10 protein-coding genes, 1 tRNA gene and 2 pseudogenes are annotated in these 13,960 nt (G+C 39.3%); 9 read left to right on the plus strand and 4 right to left on the minus strand.

Annotated features, from left to right (window positions below):
• Nucleotides 1-50 precede the first annotated feature (50 nt).
• The 6 genes and pseudogenes from ACTXGO_RS00185 to ACTXGO_RS00210 all read left to right on the plus strand — a co-directional run.
• Nucleotides 51-634 (plus strand): annotated as a pseudogene (locus ACTXGO_RS00185) (transposase); the annotation flags it as partial.
• A 212-nt stretch (nt 635-846) separates the two neighbouring features.
• Nucleotides 847-1,908 (plus strand): HNH endonuclease domain-containing protein, encoded by a 1,062-nt coding sequence (locus tag ACTXGO_RS00190; RefSeq protein WP_443541589.1) that lies wholly within the window; start codon nt 847-849, stop codon nt 1,906-1,908.
• 19 nt (nt 1,909-1,927) lie between these two features.
• Complete coding sequence (locus ACTXGO_RS00195) at nt 1,928-2,578, plus strand: class I SAM-dependent methyltransferase (RefSeq protein ID WP_443541588.1); 651 nt, start codon at nt 1,928-1,930, stop codon at nt 2,576-2,578.
• Between the two features lie 50 nt (nt 2,579-2,628).
• Nucleotides 2,629-3,375, plus strand: a complete 747-nt coding sequence (locus ACTXGO_RS00200; RefSeq protein WP_443541586.1) for a hypothetical protein — start codon at nt 2,629-2,631, stop codon at nt 3,373-3,375.
• 58 nt (nt 3,376-3,433) lie between these two features.
• Nucleotides 3,434-3,787, plus strand: a pseudogene (locus tag ACTXGO_RS00205) (transposase); the annotation flags it as partial.
• A gap of 459 nt (nt 3,788-4,246) precedes the next feature.
• On the plus strand, nt 4,247-4,423 hold the full coding sequence (locus ACTXGO_RS00210) for a transposase (protein ID WP_443541584.1): 177 nt from the start codon (nt 4,247-4,249) through the stop codon (nt 4,421-4,423).
• Here ACTXGO_RS00210 and ACTXGO_RS00215 read toward each other — a convergent pair.
• The gene (locus ACTXGO_RS00215) at nt 4,420-5,178 is read right to left on the minus strand and encodes an IS256 family transposase (RefSeq protein WP_443541725.1); all 759 of its coding nucleotides are present in this window, start codon (nt 5,176-5,178) and stop codon (nt 4,420-4,422) included. The genes ACTXGO_RS00210 and ACTXGO_RS00215 overlap by 4 nt on opposite strands.
• 198 nt (nt 5,179-5,376) lie before the next feature.
• Here ACTXGO_RS00215 and ACTXGO_RS00220 point away from each other — a divergent pair, with 198 nt between their 5' ends.
• The 3 genes from ACTXGO_RS00220 to ACTXGO_RS00230 are packed head-to-tail and all read left to right on the plus strand — an operon-like array spanning nt 5,377 to nt 11,514.
• Nucleotides 5,377-5,937: a hypothetical protein gene (locus tag ACTXGO_RS00220; RefSeq protein ID WP_192992165.1), complete on the plus strand. Its 561-nt coding sequence runs from the start codon at nt 5,377-5,379 to the stop codon at nt 5,935-5,937.
• On the plus strand, nt 5,937-8,261 hold the full coding sequence (locus ACTXGO_RS00225) for a hypothetical protein (protein ID WP_443541581.1): 2,325 nt from the start codon (nt 5,937-5,939) through the stop codon (nt 8,259-8,261). Before ACTXGO_RS00220 ends, ACTXGO_RS00225 begins: the two co-directional genes overlap by 1 nt.
• The gene (locus tag ACTXGO_RS00230) at nt 8,254-11,514 is read left to right on the plus strand and encodes a site-specific integrase (protein ID WP_443541579.1); all 3,261 of its coding nucleotides are present in this window, start codon (nt 8,254-8,256) and stop codon (nt 11,512-11,514) included. The genes ACTXGO_RS00225 and ACTXGO_RS00230 overlap by 8 nt, the downstream gene beginning before the upstream one ends.
• A 28-nt stretch (nt 11,515-11,542) precedes the next feature.
• Here the strand turns inward: ACTXGO_RS00230 and ACTXGO_RS00235 are convergent, their stop codons facing one another.
• The 3 genes from ACTXGO_RS00235 to ACTXGO_RS00245 all read right to left on the minus strand — a co-directional run bounded on the left by ACTXGO_RS00235 (nt 11,543) and on the right by ACTXGO_RS00245 (nt 13,960).
• Nucleotides 11,543-11,962, minus strand: a complete 420-nt coding sequence (locus tag ACTXGO_RS00235) for a hypothetical protein (protein WP_443541578.1) — start codon at nt 11,960-11,962, stop codon at nt 11,543-11,545.
• Between the two features lie 464 nt (nt 11,963-12,426).
• Nucleotides 12,427-13,713 (minus strand): tyrosine-type recombinase/integrase, encoded by a 1,287-nt coding sequence (locus ACTXGO_RS00240; protein WP_443541576.1) that lies wholly within the window; start codon nt 13,711-13,713, stop codon nt 12,427-12,429.
• Nucleotides 13,714-13,883: 170 nt separating this feature from the next.
• Nucleotides 13,884-13,960: transfer RNA gene (locus ACTXGO_RS00245), tRNA-Ile, on the minus strand.

The following is a 13,960-nucleotide window of genomic DNA, read 5'->3' on the forward strand; positions in this document are numbered from 1 at the left end:
TTCCTAAAAACTGTGTAATTGCTTATAATCCACTAACCGGAGAATAAGCAATGACTACTCAATCTGGCATCAAAAAACTGGCCGAGCAAATGGCTGGTAGCATGAACAGCTTTGATGACATCAAAGACTTCCAGAAGCAGCTCATGCAATCTTTTATCGACACTGCCTTAGAGGCTGAGATGGAAGATCATCTCGGCTATCCTAAGCATGAGAAAGCCGATAAACCTAATAAGCGCAATGGGCACACTAAAAAGACCGTCCGCAGTGACACAGGCGATCTTGAGATATCCACCCCAAGAGACCGTGATGGTGACTTTGAACCTACGCTCGTGCGCAAGCATCAAACCCGTATCTCAGGTCTCGATGATAAAATCATATCGTCACTACAGGCATAGCCTTCCGTCTTGCGCTTCGAGCAAGTGTGCCCCACACACTTGCTTATCCTCGCTCATACGCCAAGGGTCAAACCACCACCGAGATTGTAGAGAGCATTAAAGAGCTCTACGATGTCGACATCTCAAGCAGCTTAGTTTCAAGAGTCACCGATAATATATTAGACGACATCACCGCTTGGCAGAACCGGCCACTGAGCAGTGTTTATCCTATCGTCTATTTGGACTGCATCGTCGTGAAGAGGTAACCCTCCCAAACTTAAGACACCTAATAAATAGAATTAAGCTGCCTGACTCAAGTAAAAATGTTTCCGACATACTCAGGATAGTTACCGTTCAATTTAATTTTTAGTAAGATGAATAGCTTTATAAGATTCTATAAAGTGCCAGTCGCCATGCCTATGAAGGCTTTGCAAAATTATATTATACTGATATGTTTTAAAGGATACTCATAGTGCCTACAGCCGATTTTCAGCTTAACTTTCTAAGACGCATTCAATGGTTACTTGAGTCTAGCTCTTACACCTCTACTTATAAATTCGCTTTATTAATGGCGATTACAAACCTTTCTATAGAATCAGCTATTAGTGATAATAGCGAGCGCAGTATGTCATATGAAGAGTTAGCTGAGCAGTTTGTACAGCTTTACTGGACACAAACGCTGCCGTTTTCATATCAAGATGATGACTCTGTATTGAAACAGAGTAATGTAGGGGGTCAAGCTAAGGTTATTACTAGCATACTGAAGTTGCAACAAGAGACTAAAACTACCAGCATAGGTGTAGCTCGAAAGCGTAGTATTAAAAAGTGGCAGTCAACGATTAAAGAGGTTGCTCAGACCATTAAGAACAATCCTGCAAAGTATTTACAAAGTGCCCAAGATAAGGTCAGTCGCGAATTTTTATATGTTTATAATCCTAAAGCAAACGCGATAGTATTGATGCCTGGAATCGCATATTGCTTTAACCGTTTCAGTCAGATAATCCATAAACTCTGCCAACAATACTGGACTGAGTTTGTGCGTAAAAACCGTCACAATCAACCTTACTTTAGCGATGATATTGACCTGCAACAATTTCTATTTCATCAATCAAGACAAAACTTAAAAGTATTAGAGTCCATATTGATTGACACCCAACAAGGGCAGTGCTTCTATTGCCATAAAGCTTTAAAAAATAATATCGAGGTCGATCATTTCATTCCTTGGTCGAAATACCCCATTGATACCACTCACAACTTTGTACTCACTGATCATAGGTGCAACAACAGCAAACGTGATTATCTTGCTGAAGAGTTATTTTATGAGAAGTGGTTAAAACGCAATCAGCAATACGGTTATACGATTGAACAGCAAGCAAAAACCCTAGGCTTTATAACCAATCAGCAACGCTCAGAGACGATTAGCCAGTGGGCTTATCAAATAGCGGTAGAACATGAAGATTTGGTCTGGTCGCCACAACCAAGCATAAAGTTGCGGCCAATTAATCCTGATGCACTACCACAGCTTAGAGCCTGACAAATAGATATGCCACTTTATGACCAAACAAGTCTCCAAAAGTACTCTTAATTATTATGATGAAAATGCCGTTGAATTTGCCATGCAAACGGTAAGCATAGATATGCATGATTTATACGAGCTATTTATTAATCAGCTCCCTCAAAGAGATACGCAACGTATTTTAGACGTGGGCTGTGGCTCAGGTAGGGATGCAAATTACTTTGCTAAACAAGGTTATGAAGTAACAGCGATAGATGCCAGCGCCGAGTTAATTCAGTGGGCTCGGCAACATCATATGTCGAGCAGAATTACTTGGGTTCACTTAGATTTTAGCAGTATTGAAAATCAGGCTTGGGAAAATAAGTTCACTGGCATTTGGGCTTGCGCTTCATTGCTACACGTACCTTTTTTCGAGCTACCTTGCATTATACAGTCATTGTTAGAAACCTTAACTGATGATGGAGTGATGTATTTATCATTTAAATATGGTGAAGGGGAGCGAATAGATAATGAGCGCTTCTTTTGTGATATGAATGAAGCACGTTGGGCAACCATTGTTGCTAAAATACCGCAAGTGATTGAATGCGATATATTGTTGTCGGCCGATAAAAGAGCCGACTGTAAAGATGCATGGTTTAATGTGATGATAAAGCGAGAAAATAATCCTATTAGAAGTTCTGTAAAATGATGACTAACAACTGACAATAACTGATATAAAACTTGGCGGGTAGATATGATATGAGTGAGTCAATGGCATTTCTAAGATTGTTTGAATCAGATAGCCGAATGAATAAATACCAAAAATTATTTAAACAGCTCATTTATGTTCTGTCAGAAGAAAACATTGAGTATGTGATTATTGGCACAGTTGCATACTCAGAGTATGCACCTCCTCGTGCGACCACCAATATTAATTTCATGATCTCTGAAAATGACTGCTGTAAACTTGAAAGCGTCCTTAAAGAGCATGGAATTGATTTTATATGGAATGCCTACCAACAGTTAATCATTGCTGTCAAAGATGATAGTGATGAGACTAAAAAATATCCTCTCGCATTTTCATTCCAAATCACCCCTAAAGGTCTTACATTTAATCAGCCTATATCTAAAGAGATATTTGGTATGGTTGATGTACCCGTCGCCAGCCCTGAGGCATTAGTGGCGTTATGGTGTGTGGCAGTGAGTAAGGGATACTCTAAGTCTTATTACGATGCTCAGATGTTCATCAAGCTACAGTTGGCAGACGTTGATAGATGCGTTGCTGTGATTGAAAGTCTTGCTGAGAGTAATGCAAATAAAGTATTACGTTCAATTCTCATAGGTAATGCTATGACTGTCGATACGATCAATATGGATGAAGCGCTCATCATGCGGTCTGATCTAATTCAGACTCATGAAGAGATCGAGCTGGCGAAAGCTCATCGCTATAACGCTGCGCAAGAGCATCGGCGTAAACTCATTAGTGCTAAGTTAAGGAAAAAATAACAGAGCCTTTCCTAAAAACTGTGTAACTGCTTATAATCCACTAACAGGAGAATAAGCAATGACTAACCAATCTGACATTAAGAAACTGGCTGAACAAATGGCCAGCAGTATGAAAAGCTTCGATGACATCAAAGACTTCCAGAAGCAGCTCATGCAATCTTTTATCGATACTGCCCTAGAAGCAGAAATGGAAGAGCATCTCGGCTACCCCAAGCATGAAAAGGCAGACAAGCCTAATAAGCGCAATGGGCACACTAAAAAGAGAGTCCGTAGCGACACAGGCGAGCTTGAGATCTCCACCCCAAGAGACCGCGGTGGCAGCTTTGAGCCTGTACTCGTTAGTAAGCATCAAACCCGTATCTCAGGTCTCGATGATAAAATCATATTCCACTATAGCCATAGCCTTACGTCTTGCGCTTCGGGCAAGTGTCTCCCAGACACTAGGACTGATCTTTATTGACAATATGATCTATCTCACAGGTTTTAATTCTGCTGATGATCATATCGATGATGATGTGTTACTAAAGGAGCGGTAATCCCCCCGAAAAATAAGAACAATTAGAAATAGAGATTAACTGCTAAAATATATCAGCAGGAGAATCTGAATCAGATTTGATAAAAGTAGCTACACACAAGCTTGTTAGTCAACTTGCAAAAGCTCATGATACTAAAGGGTTATTTTTAGGGATGCAGAGTGTGCAAGCTTTACCACTGGAATCCATGGCCTATGTAACAGAAGCTGTTGAAGGATTGTTGTCTGGTGATGAGGCATCTATATACTATAGTTCAAGGTAAGCATCCGACCATCCCATCTTTTCCTCACTTAAAAAATGCGAGATAGTGTCCACGATTAATAATCGTGGACACTAACATGACAACACAACCACCTAACAAACCCAAACGAAGAACTTACAGTGCTGAGTTTAAAGAACTTTTAGTACAAGAAGCTGAAGGTTCAGGTCGATCAATTGCCAGTATCGCTCGAGACCATGGCATCAACCAGAACCTTCTCCGAACCCATCCCAGATTCTGTGTAACTGCCGTTTAGATTAAATGCTTACTGATACGATCATCAAACATAATCATAAAGCGATTTAAAGCAGACGTCCAGTTACGAATCGGCATCGACCACTTCTTGGATGCCTGCTGTGTTGCTAGATATACCACTTTAAACGCTGCCTGATCAGAGGGAAACACCTTACGCTTATTCACCGCCGTTCGAATCACACTGTTTAGCGACTCTATCGCATTGGTGGTATAGATCACTCTTCTGATATCTTTAGGATAACCAAAGAACACCGTTAAGCCCTCCCAGTTATTGCGCCAAGACTTGATGACATGCGGGTACTCTTTACCCCATACTTCATCAAAGTGCTCAAGGTTGGCCTCTGCTATCTCTATAGTATCCGCACCATAAATTGCCTTTAAATCAGCCGCTACGGCCTTTTTGTCCGTCCACGGTACGAACTTCATTGAATAACGCAGCATATGAACAATGCAAAGCTGAACCTGAGCATTTGGATAAACAGTGTTAATGGCATCGGGGAAGCCCTTTAAGCCGTCGACACAGGCAATGAGGATATCTTGTACCCCGCGGTTTTGTAGCTCAGTGAGAACACCCAGCCAGAACTTAGCCCCTTCATTCTCTGAGAGCCACATACCAAGCAGCTCTTTTTTACCATCAAGTCCCACGCCTAGCGCCAGATAGATAGCCTTGTTGATGATCTGCTTGTCTTGACGTATCTTCACGACGATGCAGTCCAAATAGACGATAGGATAAAACTCCAAGTTTAACCTTCTCAGCTAATAAAAGTATAAAAATCAACAACCTCTTAAAGCTATATTCTTTATAGTCTTAAGAGGTTTTTTCGTGCCTGTAATAATTCTAACTATTTAATAATAACGATTATTTTATGATATTAAGCTCCACAATACTAAAGCGTTTGACACCTAAGTGATTATTTGATAACATGAATTATATTCACTATTATTTTATAATTAATGAAAAATAATAAACTTAAGGTTGGGCAAAAACTTGCCAATCCTAGTAAGGATGATTTGTATGTACATCCGTATGCTAAAGCCGCTTTATGTGTTTGGCAGAGATTGAGACCTAAAACGACTTATATCAATATGAAGTTTTTGGATAATTTCTACCGTCCACCCCTGCGCTTGGTTGATGGAGGGGACGATGCTTTTTATTTCTTTAATGATTTCCAAAGAGTCGATCAGGTTTTAAGGTTCGAGAATGATAGCGATCACCCATGCTTAATAATCCCTGAAAGTATTAAAGATGTTCAGCAGCTCGCATGGATGGAGGTTATAAACTTGATGTTCTTGAAAGGTATTCACCATCCTGATTTGTTTAAAGCACTTAAATGCACTGCACCTCAAAGTGTGATATGCCAGCTCATGGGGGTTAGGCAACTGACTGTAAAGGAGTATTGCCATTTTGCAGGTATTAGCCAGAGTAGTTATGAATATCGCCAATGTAAGTTTGCACTAGAAGATCGAGTTCTAGGTATTCCTCAAAGTATGAGCTGGTTGAGTGGTGCACCCTAATGAATATAAAGCAGTTTGATAACAGCGAATTACAAACGGTTTTAGATCGTCTAGTGCCACTTGATTCACCGTACTTTATAAAAATACAAAGTCTGATTATTAATACTCTTTATATTAATCCAGGCCTCTGCCTACATATTGGTGAGCAAGCCAGCCTAGATATGCCAGTATTTACATCGTCTGAATGTGAAGCTATCGCCAGGAAAGTCGTCAAAGAGAAAAAAATTGAGAATTGGGCAGTCACTTATATGCTGGTCTTGTTTTACCAGAGGTATGGTCAAGCACGTAGGGATGATGAAGCATGGCAGTTTATGAGTGCATATCTGCAAATAATCATTATGATTGCTATACGTAAGGATGAACACTCTGTAAAAGTCGGTCAGCTAAGTGTGCGTCTAAGGATGGGGTTGAAGCCTAATAACCCACAAGCTGAGATTGTTAAAAAACTGATTGATATCCATGCTCAACATGTTTCACTGACGAAGGCACTAGCAGCATTACGCGTATATGAAGCTAAGATAAGAAGTGATGAAGAGTCAGGCAAAGTGGTTAATCAAAAGTTGGCTGGTAAAATTGGTCAAATAAGACTTGCCTATGAAGTAGTTGCAGAGAACAAAGCGTTTGTAAGTAAAACCTATACCAGCTCACAAAACAATGAGCTTAGTAAAGAACACACTAATAAGCGATACCTTAATAGTGCTGATGAGCCAATACGAGTCACAATATTTGGTAGACCCCATAAAAATGATAACGTATCGGACGCTGAGAATATTGCTGATGATGACCCGCCTGCGCTCTTAGATAATGATTTTAAGCCTTCCAGTACAACCGCTAAATCCTCAGAATTGCAGCAATGGAAGCTAAAAAATAAATATCGACATGCCCGCCGTAACCAGTTTCATTTTCCTACTAATTTACGTCAACTAAGTCTACTGAGCTATCAGATGTTATTTGCTCGGGTGTGGCAGCTTTTTGGCGTTGTCAGCTATAAACAGCGTCGGGTTTATGCCGTTATATTACTATCAATGCTAAGTGGTCGGAAGGTCCAAGACGTGATTTATGAGCTGGCATTGGATAAAAGTCAGCGCAAGTGGTTGAGTCATGAAAGCGGTTCGGCTGCTGATAGTTATGCTATGAGTAATACTATTAACGTAACTTCAAATCGTAGAAGCCACTTATTGCCACATCGTCAAAGCCATGATAATGAATTTAAATTACCTCTGCCAGCGAGGCTACAAGCAGTTATTGAAAATAAGTTTTCGGTGGATGGCGATGAAGTGTCTGAAGTGCTGGCAAGCTTGAAAGTGCAACTAGAGCTACCGGTGTTATCAAATCAGCATATTGACGCTTGTTTATATACAGTTATAAAGAATGAGCTGCAAGAGCCATTACATGCCGACATGATTACTGGAGTTGATGTGAAACACAGCTCGCCCTTGTACTACACCAGTATTGAGACAATAAGCTTAGAGAAGACTTACTACAGCGCCATACAACTATTGACCGAATACTGTACTGCGGACAGCCAAGGTGAGCTACGACAGCTTAGTATGTCTAGCACGAAAAGCAATCGTTATAAAAAATATATTGGTAGTGACATGACTTTAAATATTGATATCTGCCAAAGATTTTTTGATGAGCTTGCTGAAGCAACTGAGAGTTATAACGGTCGATTAAAGCGGAACGTAAGCATAAGGCAGGACCGTTATATTGAGCAGTTTAATGCTTATGGTGTCTGGTTATGGCACATCATCTTTATTCAGACTGGGATTAGACCCGTAAAGCATGCGCCTGGGCTTTTAAATCAATTTGATTTTAGGCAAAGGCTGTTATGGGTGTCGGATAAAGAAGAGCGTCAGGGACAAGGGCAGGGAAGGCTTATTCCTCTTAGTGATTTCTTAATCACAGCGATTCAAAATTATATTAAATATATCAAGCAATTTGCGGTCATGCATAATTCTATATATCCCAATGACCAATTTCCTATAAATAAAATTTTGAACTCTAGTCAGCCACTCATTCAGCTATTTAGCCAAAATCCCAAAGGCTTTACCGGTATTAAACCTAGTAAGGTTCGCTATCAGATAAAACACTTTTTTAGTCACCAAGACAACTGGCTTAGACATCAATTACGCTCACTACTAACGAATAGGTCCCCTGAGCATTTGATCTGCGCCCTATATGGTCATGAACATCCAGATCAGGAGGCTATGCATCCCATGTCGTCATTATCCATTAATGAGCTAAAAGCGTTATCCGCTGACTTAGAGAAAGTTGCAGTTGAGCTTAACCTACGACAAGTTGAGGTGAATATATATGGATAATGCCGTTGCTCATCAGTTAAGAGAAGAAAATAAAAGCAAGAGTCATGAGAGTATCAAAAATGAGGCAAAATTTTTGATAGCTTCGTATGTTGATGACAATCACATACTCACAGGAACAGACCTAACTGAATACTATCAAACCATTGGTAGCATACTTGAGGTGCATTTTGATACTGCGCATAGCTATCACTTAGCCAGACAAGGATTTTTAGAATACATACGGAGTTATAACAAATCTCATGAACTGAGTATGGATGAACCAGTTGTGCCAGTCATAGCAGAGCGTGATCATTTAACAATATCCTATGATTGGATGGTAAGTGGTGCTCAAGTAAGCCTTGCTAGCCAGCAAATAATTGAGATATGGCAACGGAAAAGAAGGTTCTCAAACAATGATTTGATTGAGTCAGTGCTCTACTGTAGCGTGATGTATGGGGGATTGAATGACATAGATGTGTTAAAAGCACTGTATCAATGGCTCCTAGGCGAACGTGACATATATCAATTGCAGCTACCAGCAACTGATGAATTACCAGATTCAGGTGTCAGCAGCGAGAGTTTGGCGCTAATCTTGCTCAGTATTGATGATGACAATTACGGTTGTTCTTATACGCAAAGTCATACCTCAGAGGATGTATCTGCTACAAGCTTACAGCGCTATGTAGAGTACATACCTGATGATATGACACTTTGCTTTTTATACGTGCTAAAAGATAAAAAGTTAAAAAAAGAAGATGTGAAGTCGTTTGAAATCATTATTAATGAGATTTGTAAGAAGCTAAAACTACAAAATAAAGATAAAAGTAAACCGCATTTATCACAGTTAATAAAGTACGCTGACTATCATTGGCGGCAGATGAAGGGAGGCGATATAGACACTGCACTGGCTATTGTTAGACAGGGCAAGATTAAAACGACGGGCTTAACCACAAATAAGCTTATTAATTATAATCAAGAGGTGATTAACTCAAATCTACAGCCGCTTACTTGGGAAGAGTTATTTGTAGCAAGCTTTTCAGAATCTGACGAAAAAGGCACCAATAGTAGGGAGTATCCAAGTTTTAGTAAGAATCTTATTAAAGAGGTTCAAGATGCCCTTAAGGGCAGTAAAGCCCCAGCTATTGTAAAACTAGAGCTGTTGCAGCAGGAGTTTACTCAACCTAATGCTACGCGTCTTTTAGGATGGGTCAATAGCTTGTTGAGTGATAGTAATAACAGGTTAGATACCATTAGTAAATATCTGGGATGTATTGGTCGGGATTGGCTGATGCTAACAATGGATGAGAATCTTGATGAATGGTCTGGTGAGGACTTTGAAGCTGTATATGAGGAGATCATTCAAAGTAAGATTAAGGATGGAAGAAAGCGGTCTATTTTGAACAAAAACTCAGGCTTTGGTGAAGACAATCTAGATACAGATGATGATTTAGTTGGCTGTGCAGACGATGTGATAAGTCAATGTAGTCTCAATGGCTTAAAGAATGAGCATATAAACAAAAACAAAGTTTCATATCTGGATAAGCTCAAAGATACTCAAAAATTTACTTACGGCAGACTACGAGCTTTCCATGATTATCAGCGAGCATCCTATAATACGCCGTTTGTGCATTTCCCATGGGGTAATAAACGCCAAGTGGTAAATGCGAACATGATATCACCTCGGATATATCATGCGATGAAAGAGTATTTGGTCAATTCGGGCTTAGACGATGAACAGAAAAACCTGTGCTTAGTAGTGTTAAGTCTTGCGTATCGAACAGGGTTGCGAATTAAAGAACTTATCGGTGTTAAAGTTCGTGATATAGCTGACATCTATATTGATGAACATGGACAACGAATAGAGCAGCCGCAAATATGGTTAAGACCAAATCGCTATCGGAGATTGAAAAGTAGCAGCGCAAGCCGCCTTATACCCATTAACTGCCTACTTAAGAAAGACGAGTTAAAACAATTTACTCAGTTATATCGTCAGCAGAAAAGGTTGAAGCGTCGTTACTTGTTTTCTCAAGGTTCAGGTGATCAGCCGTTACCCAGTGTGATTTTCAGTAATCTCATGAAGTTAATTTGGGACAGATTGCTAGGAGAGCACGATTTCACATTTCACAGCTTTAGGCATACTGCGATTAGTCAGCTGGCGTTAGTACTAAGTAAGTCGCCATTGGCACAGGTGATGACTGATTATGATAATGAGCAGTGCGAAAAAGTAATAAAAGGGGTCCTTGGCTATCACAAGGAACAAGGATCCTGGTTTGGACTGGCCAGCTTTGCAGGACATTTAACGTGCGACACAACCTTCGAGTATTATATTCATACTGCTCATCTGCTGGCAGGGGAGCGGCTGAGTAATGCTTGCTTGGAGCTACCTATAACAGTTTTAGAGTTAATAACAGATCTAGATTACTCTGCTATCTATAGACAAGACAAAACTGCTTATGATGCAACGACAAAGACTGTGCAATTAAATAAGATAAGACCATATTTCCTTAAAAAAACGGCTGTTAATAAAACACCATTATTTAAGAATGCAGATGAACCTGATAGCAATGCTAGCCAGCCACTGTTAAATAGTAGTTTGAATGAATTGAAAGAGTCGAATACAAATTCAATTTTTATTCACCCTAAATATGCGGACGTCATAGGTTTTCTAGAGGAGCTGCAGGAGTTAAAAGAAAACTCTCGAGATGAGCTGTTACCTGAAGTTGCTATTAGACATGGTATAAGTCTAAATGAATCTAAATGTTTATACCTGCGCGCTAGTCAGCTGTTCGACGATGACAGGCTATTACTAGGTAGGCCTAAAGGTAGTAAGAATCAGGAAGTAATCATTAGAGCATTAGATAGGGCATATCAGATGTCTATAAAGGATCCTGAGAAGTTGAGAGTATTTATTGAGATATTTGCGCATAAGCATAACTTAAATAACTCATCGATCCATTTTGGTATTAAGGAGACCCAGATTGAGATGCTACAGAGTTTTATGCTAGTAGGTTGTCAGCTTATTGATGCCAATCATTGGCAAGTTAGGACATATAGTGAGCAAGTTGTAAGTGATGTTAAAAAAGACTTAGGTCTGAACAGCTCAATACGTGTCGGTGCACGTGAGAGTTTTCATGGCTATGAGGTAAGGGTAGTACAGAAAAAACGTAAACACTCTGACAAAAACTTGGCTACCACTAATCACTATTATGCGTCATCGGGCGTGCTTAAATATCTAGGTTATTTGTTAATGGTACTAACAACAAATAAAGTATAGAGTTTAGAGCTATTTATAGCTAGCTTATTCAATTAACCTTGATGCTTCTAAACAATTCGCTTTGTTGTAGTGAAGCACTTCGTCTATCACCTTGATCAATCAGCCAGTCAATAATTCGTAAGAGCTTTTGACCAGTCTCTAAATCCAAAGGGTTATCTCTTTCTGCGAAAAACTGAACTAATTCAGCAATTTTTGAATATAGCGTGCTACCTTGCCAGCCTACAAGCTTAGGCTTAGATATGACGGTTAAGACTTGATCTGCGAAAAGCTCAGCGGGATAGTCATTTTTGGCATGCTCACATAATTGTACAAAGTTCTTCATAACAACGCTTACCCAACCTCCTTCACGCACAAGCTTATCGATAATTGGTAATATCAAACTAATCTCAGACCAGTCCCCATTTGCAAACCGTTTAGCACCATTGAACTGACTAAATCGAGTAAACATTAACGTCTCTAGTGTATTATTTTTGGGTGGTGTGTCAAAAAGTATGCTGATTAAAACTTGAACAATTTTTGAAGCCTTGAAAGCCCTATAGAATCAGAGAACTTAGCATAGATTTCTTATTGACTTCTATCGCCAGCATACTTTTTAGAACACCACCAAATATTTATCATTATATTTAGTCAAACACAGCGTACCCGAAACTGAACGTAAAGCACGATCAAACAATGACTGCTCTCACAGCTATGACAGTCCAATTTATCATACTAAGAAGTATACTGCTTATAAAATAGAGTAGTAGTAAAACCCATCACAGAGAAGCGCTAATTGCGTTGGTTAAACTCTTGCAAACAATCATAGAGCTATTACAAATGAATATAGGTAGTGTAACTGGTCGCCATCACGGCTCGTTCTTACTAAATTAGTTGACGATATTTTTAGAGTACTCTTCTTGAAATGTTAGTAGGTTAGTAATATTTACTGATGATTTCATCTTGTGTCATGCCAGCATGCTGACAATAGAAAGACTCTATTGAATTTGAAGCGTCTCTTAGTTGCCGCTGTGACACTTGGATATATTGTAGGGTAACATCATCGGTTGATTTAGCTTCACGGTGATTGAGCAAGCGTTTAAGGACTGGATAGCTGATGCTTGAGTTATTAGCTACCGTTCCAAAAGTGCGGCGCAAATCATGTGGTGTAATATAGAAGTTTGTTTGATTACTTATGGCCTTATAACTACGGCTTAAATCTTTTATATGGTCATCGCTAGCTTTCAAGTTGCTCGGGAATACCCATTGCTTGCCAGCGCTTAATCTGAATCTTTCTTCAAGCAGAGCTTGTAAGATATCACTAGTAGGCATATGATAATTAGAACCATTTTTTGTAGCTTTGAATACTATCCTGCCAGCTATAAGGTCGACGTCAGACCACTTTAAGGGCTGCGCTTCATTTAAACGCACACCAGTGAACATAAAAAGTAGCATGATATCTCGTGCATTATTGCTATGGGGCGCTTGCAGGTGTGAGCTTCTATCAACATAATTTAAAAGTGTTTTGAGATACATACCTAAATATTCTTCTTCAACATGTTTAGTACGCGGCTTAATTATATTCCAATCTTTCTTGGCGTTAAGTATGCGTACTGGTTGCTCTTTAATTAAAAAGTCTTCGTTATCATCTAAAAAGCTATCACGACAATAATTCCAAACTGACCTTAGAGCTCTCATAGTTGCGTTAGCCTGAGCTTTACTATGCTTGCTTATCTCTTTATGCTTATCACTTATCATTGACTTAGATATATCATTTAAAGATATATCATTTAAAGATATATCTAGCCAATCATCTAGCTTGTTTAGTATTTGACCATCATAAGTGTCAATAGTGCCTTTAGCTAAGCTAGTCTTTGCTGATTTAAAGTAGGTATATGCATCTCTCAGTGTTGGTACATTATTGGTCTTATCTTTCGGCTCTTCCAAGACCTCATGAAGCCCGTCATAAACATGCAGACCTTTTTTTATATTAGCCATCATTATGCTGGCTTTTTCACGTGCTTCGGTTAGCGTAATCAAGTGCGTTTCTTCCACTTCATCTCTATATAGCTTTCCGTTAATACGCTTATGTAATGTATAACGTTTGGATTGTTTGCCCACACGTAGCGCAAAACCAGTTAACACATCGTCCATATAGATTTCAGTACCTTTAGCGGTATAGTCTACTGAATCTATAAATTTTTTGGTAAGTTTAACCTTCATATATCACCCATGCAGCAGTATATAACCATAGTGTTAGTAGTATCATACTTTAATTACTATAAGGGTCAAAGTATCAAGATAGTATCAAAAAACCAACTAAGTCCATGCGTTCGCATAAATTTTAGACAATAAAAAACCCTTACAAGTCAATGACTGTAAGGGTTTGAATATGGTGGGCCCAGTAGGACTTGAACCTACGACCAAAGGATTATGAGTCCTCTGCTCTAACCAACTGAGCTATGGGCCC

It is taken from the genome of Psychrobacter sp. T6-1 (assembly GCF_052258445.1).

Excerpts from the sequence above, each read along its gene's own strand:
- ACTXGO_RS00195 (WP_443541588.1), top strand. The coding sequence starts at position 1,928 with ATGACCAAACAAGTCTCCAAAAGTACTCTTAATTATTATGATGAAAAT.
- ACTXGO_RS00200 (WP_443541586.1), top strand. The coding sequence starts at position 2,629 with ATGAGTGAGTCAATGGCATTTCTAAGATTGTTTGAATCAGATAGCCGA.
- ACTXGO_RS00210 (WP_443541584.1), top strand. The coding sequence starts at position 4,247 with ATGACAACACAACCACCTAACAAACCCAAACGAAGAACTTACAGTGCT.
- ACTXGO_RS00220 (WP_192992165.1), top strand. The coding sequence starts at position 5,377 with ATGAAAAATAATAAACTTAAGGTTGGGCAAAAACTTGCCAATCCTAGT.
- ACTXGO_RS00225 (WP_443541581.1), top strand. The coding sequence starts at position 5,937 with ATGAATATAAAGCAGTTTGATAACAGCGAATTACAAACGGTTTTAGAT.
- ACTXGO_RS00230 (WP_443541579.1), top strand. The coding sequence starts at position 8,254 with ATGGATAATGCCGTTGCTCATCAGTTAAGAGAAGAAAATAAAAGCAAG.
- ACTXGO_RS00235 (WP_443541578.1), bottom strand. The coding sequence starts at position 11,962 with ATGTTTACTCGATTTAGTCAGTTCAATGGTGCTAAACGGTTTGCAAAT.
- ACTXGO_RS00240 (WP_443541576.1), bottom strand. The coding sequence starts at position 13,713 with ATGAAGGTTAAACTTACCAAAAAATTTATAGATTCAGTAGACTATACC.